General features: G+C 65.4%; 3 protein-coding genes. All 3 read right to left on the bottom strand.

Translation table 11 applies throughout. The features are described from left to right. Positions 1 to 573: cell division protein FtsH (locus tag H5T60_11405; GenBank protein ID MBC7243039.1), on the bottom strand; the 573-nt coding region annotated here is incomplete at its 3' end. 110 nt (positions 574 to 683) lie between these two features. Next, positions 684 to 3,491 carry a glycosyltransferase family 39 protein gene (locus H5T60_11400; GenBank protein MBC7243038.1) on the bottom strand — a complete coding sequence of 936 codons (2,808 nt, stop codon included), beginning with the start codon at positions 3,489 to 3,491 and terminating at the stop codon, positions 684 to 686. After that, on the bottom strand, positions 3,488 to 5,118 hold a 1,631-nt coding region (locus H5T60_11395; protein MBC7243037.1), incomplete at its 5' end, for a DUF2079 domain-containing protein. The genes H5T60_11400 and H5T60_11395, both read right to left, overlap by 4 nt.

Below are 5,118 nucleotides of genomic sequence, written 5' to 3'. Positions count from 1 at the left end.
GATGCGGGCGCCCAGGGTGGCGAACTTGCGGGGGTCCTTGAGGAACTCGACCACTTCTTGTAGCTCCTGCTTGGCCTCGTCGGCGCCGGCGACGTCGTCGAAGGTGACGGCCGGCCGGTCCCCCGTGATGAGGCGCGCCCGACTGCGCCCGAACTGCATGGCCTGGTTATTCCCGCTCTGGGCCTGCCGCATCAGCATTAGGAATAATGCCGCCACGAACACCACCGGCAGGACACTGCCTAGTAGTGCCAGCCAGTTTCCCCACTGCGAGGGCGGCTCTACCTTTATCTCTATCTTCTGCAGGGTCTCTTGAGGGACGCCCAGCTTCAGCAGGGTTTCTGTGACGCTGATGCCGGGTTCCTTGCGCGCCAGTATCGGGTCGCGCGTCCCGGCGCGGTAGACCTTGAGGGTGTCGCCGGAGACAGTGATGGTGGTGATTTCGCCGGCGCGCGCCCAATCAGCTACTTTGGTCAGATCTACCTCCTGCTCCTGCGGCGTCGTCGAGAACAGGTTGAAGAACAGCGCCGCCGCCGCCAGGAGGATGATCAGATATACGAACGCATTACGTGACAATCCAGATGAACCCACCGAATGCCTCCAGAAATGCCATTTCCTCACTTTCATTATACCGCAAACGGGGAAAATGGGCGAATTCAGTACACAATCAGCGGGAGATATTGCGGCTATCTGGGGATGACCAGCGCATCCCCCAAGGGACTGCCGGCCGAGTCGTACCAGGGCAGGCGCGCCGGCCCCTGCCGTCCCATGGAATACATGCCGATCAATATGCGTTCCGCTTCCGCCGGCCACCCTTCGAAGACGTATGCATCGGCAATGATCTCCCCTTCCGCCCAGCTTGTCGTGGGCCGGGTGCCGCCGGCCGGGATTTGGTCGCGCTGGCCAACGAGCCGGCCGCCTGTGTCCACCAGATGGACAAACACATGATAGGATTCATCCGTCTGCGCCAGCACCTGCCAGTACAGGGTCACTGTCACCTGCTCGCCGGCTCGCGGCGGGTCTGGCTCCAGCCGAATACCGAGCAGTCGCGCGAGCCGATCGATTTGCGCATCTGCCGGCCGCAGGGAGATATTGGCCGGCAGGGAGTACATCCGCTCTGGCACGGTGACGCTGATTTCGCCGAGAGACACGGCCGGCCCAATAGGTTGGCCTTCCGCGGTTATCTGCACCGTGACCCGCGTGTGGCCGGCCGGCCAATCGGCTGGCAGGCGGAGCACATCCCGGCTCCACAGCCATTCGCCGGCCTGCCAGTGTGGGGTGGGATAGCGTGCGAACAGCGCGGCCTCGTGGATGAAAGCCCTGCTCGAATCCTCCGCGGAGCTGACCTGGATCACTGCGGAAAGGGACTGGGAACAAGGCCGTATGCACTGCCATACCAGCTCCACCGGGAAGGGTTCTCCTACCCCGATCGTGTCTGGAAGCTGGCGCTGTCCCCTCAAGCCGAGACAATCGGACGCAGGGGCTGAGAGAGAGATGAAGGGCCCCAATGCGTCAGGGTTCCACGCCCGGCCGGCATCTTGTAGGCGGAATGGTCCGAGATAGGCGGCCTGGCCCTGCGGACTGCCGGCGGCATCCAGGATATCCAGCGCAGTGCCCTGGCCGGCCCGATAGACGCGGATTTCCAGCGTATAACTGCCCGGCGGCGTCCCGGGTTGGGCCGGCAGGGTCCCCTGCCCGAAGGTCAGCTCCCCGGGCTTCCAACGCATGGTGGGATACAGATAGGCGGCCGGCCGGCGGTCCTCCTGCCCCCATAACAGGCCCTGCTCGTCCAACAGGCGGATGGACACCATCAGGTCATCCGCGATGGGCTGAAGGGCCTGCCAGTACAGACGGTATGTGTCCGGCGCCGGCTGATCCCAGCCGACAAGCTGGACCAGGCCGGCGAAGTTTACCTCCATGTGCTCGGTGATGGGCGGCTGGGTCGGGAACGGCCTGGAAGGGTCCAGGCGGAAGTGTTCCAGCCGCACGTGCCAGAACTGCGCTTCCACTGGCAGGCGCTCGCCGGCCTGCTCCAGAAACAGGTCCAGCCAGCCGTTGGGGTCCACCACCTCGTCCTGCCAGCGCACTACCCAGACGCCGGCCTTCCCCCGCAGGGCTGTCCTCAGCGTCTGACCGATCCCCTGGTTCAGCACGTGCTCGGTCGAAAGGATGCGGTCCGGCGGCAGAAGGAGCCGCTCTGTCGCCGGCAGGTAATAATCGAATATCGGATACATATGGCCCGAGACGAGGATCACGGCTTCATTGTCCTCGCGGTGCGCGGCCAGATAGCGGGTAGCGCCGTGAAAGTCAGGCTTGGTGAAAGCGGGGTCGGTGTACAGATTGCGGTCCGAATACGCGAAGCCGGCCAACGGGTACAGCAGGCAGACGCCGGCCATCAGGGTGAGGACGGCGGCCAGGGGCCGGCTGACGCGCAGGCGGCGCCGCCAGAAAGCCTCGATGCCGCCGGCAAATATCAGCCACAGCGCGGCCGAGGAGGGCATCACGTAACGCGGCGTGAACTTCGGCGAGCGGAGCGCGAGCGCCAGGACGCCGGCGACCGGCACAACTAGGTACAGCACAAGGAAGAGCACGAAATGCTTGCGGTTCCCGCCGGCGATGATCAGGGTGACGACGCAGATCGCCGTCAGCACCAGAAACCCTGCTGTCAGCCGCCAGCCGATTCCCTCCAGCACCGTCTCGCCCAGCGTGAACGAGAGGGCGATTTTGCGCAGGGCCTCTCCGACCTTCAGGGTGCCGGCCCAGTAGCTCTCGTCCACGCGGTAGCGGGTGAGCAGGAAAGGCAGCCAAGGGAGGAAGGAGAGCCCGACCAGCATCCATGACGCGGCGGGATGGAGGAGGGCTTTCGCCGGCCGGCGCTCCATCCACCAGACCAGCAGGACGAACAGCCCGTGAAACAGCAACATGAACCAGGCAAAATAATGGGTATACAATGCCGCGCTGGTGGCGAGGGCATATGCCAGCCAGATCCCCCACGCCGGCCGTGCGCCTTTCTCCACCCAGGCGGAATACAGGAGGGTGGAGGAAAGGAGGGTGAGAAACATCAACATCGCATAGTTACGGGCTTCCTGCGCGTACCAGATATAGAGAGGGGAAAGAGCGAACAGGAGGCCGGCGATCAGCCCGGCGCGGCGCGAGAACAAGCGCCGGCCAAGCACGGCGGCCAGCGGCACAGTCAGGGTGCTGAAGAAGACCGAAGGCCAGCGGAGCGCGCCCTCGGGCCGGCCGGCGGCCGCGCACCATAGCTTCAACAGGTAGTAATACAGCGGCGGCTGGATGTCGTCCGCGGTCCAGCGCGTCAGCGCATCCCAGGGAAGGGTCGTCAGGTAGGCGCTGACGCCCTCGTCGTACCACAGGCTCTGCCGCTCCAGAGAAACCGCGCGCAGGGCAAAGGCGAGGATCACCAGCGCCATAAGGGCCAGGTGCCACTGCGTGGTACCGCGCGCACAGCGTTCGCCGGCCGGTGCTGTTCTCATGGCGCCCGTACCTGCACCTCCGCCAGGATCAGTTCCGTGCCGAGGGGAGTGCCGGCCGCATCGCGCACCTCCAGGTGCGCCAGGTCCTGCCAGTAATACAGCCCGATGCGCAAGCGGTATGGTCCAGGCGCAAGCTCGGCAGGCAGATTTAGCGAATGGGTGTCGGGGATCAACTGGCCGGCCGGCCACGCGGAAGTGGGGAGCGGGCCGCGCCAGTTCGGGAAGCTGTCCACCTGCGCGACCGCGGCGCCATCCTCGCCCACCAGGTGCACAAACACGGTGTAATCCCGCTGGATGGGCTGTGCGGCCTGCCACAGCAGGATCAACGTCAGGGAGCCGCCGGCGGCCGGTCGGGATGGCTCCAGCCTGAAGCCCTTTAGTTCGATAGTGCCGTCTGTGCCGGTGAAGGTGAAAGTCGCCGGTTGAAAGCGCCAGGCGGCGGCATCCTCTTCTATGGAAATCGGCTGGAGCCGGCCGCCCTGCCAAGCGGGCCGGCGGACGAAGGTCCCCAGACGCACCCAGGTCCCCCCTTCCATGGGGAAGGCCGGCGCACCGGTCGGGGTAATATGCGCCGGCACCCGACTGCCGATGTCATACCAGTTGGCGCCGTTGAGGACCCCCACGCCGATGGTACACTCCTCCCCCCATGTCCAGGGCAGGGTCTCGAAGGCCAGGATCTCGCCCTTCTGCCATTTCTGCGGCGGGTACCAGATGAGGGCCGGCATGGGGCGTTCATCCGTGTTGTCGGCCATGTTCCCCTGGCTGTCCATGACGAAGGGATATGGGCGGAAGGCCGGCGGCGCCTCCGAGAGCACCTCCCAGTACGTCCGCAGGCGGCTCATCTTCCACCAAGGGTCATCCACAATCGTGTAGCCGAGGAAGCGCAGGATCCCGCCGAACTCGATGTCGTAGGGGTAGGCCGGCCGCTCATCCGTCACGCGCACGAAGGAATAGAACTCCTCCGGCAGTTCCATGCGCTGGTGATCGGCTTCCTGGTGCAGGAGGATGTAACCGTCGGCCGCGTCCAGGATGCTGAAGTCAAAGCCGAACAGGTCCCAGTAGGCGCGATAGAAATCGCGCGGATGCATGTCGGTGGTGCCGGCGACATCCAGCAGGACGTAATCGGTGTCGCCGGTGAAGACCGGGAACTCGAAAATGCGCTGACGGTGGCTGAAGTGCGGGAAGAGCGCCGGCGTGGTGCTGAGGCCGGCGTCGGGCGGTATCTGGGCGGCGAAGCGCTCCAGCAGACGGTGGTGTGCGGTGACCTGCGGCCAATGGAAGCGCATGCCCAGCGGGGTATAGCCGCGAAAGATATGATATCCCAGGCTCCAGCTCAACACCCATGCGACGATGATGGCCAGGGCAATGCGCCGGCCCAGGCGGAGCCGCTTGTGGAGCAGGGCGAACAGCCGGCCGGCTCCGCCGACCGCGCCGGCGACGAAGAACGGCACCAGCGGCGCGGAATAATGCAGTTCCCCGGAGTACATCAGCGGATAATCGCTGAGGGCATTCGCCAGGTACAGCGGCAGGGCGATCAGCGTCGTCAGCGGGTCCAGCAGGGGGAGCCAGGCGGCGGATGCCAGCAGGCCGGCCAGATAGCGCAGGCGCGCTGGTTCCAGCAGGATGC

The organism is Anaerolineae bacterium, from assembly GCA_014360855.1.
Lineage (GTDB): Bacteria > Chloroflexota > Anaerolineae > JACIWP01 > JACIWP01 > JACIWP01.
This window is presented reverse-complemented; position numbering and strand designations above follow the sequence as displayed.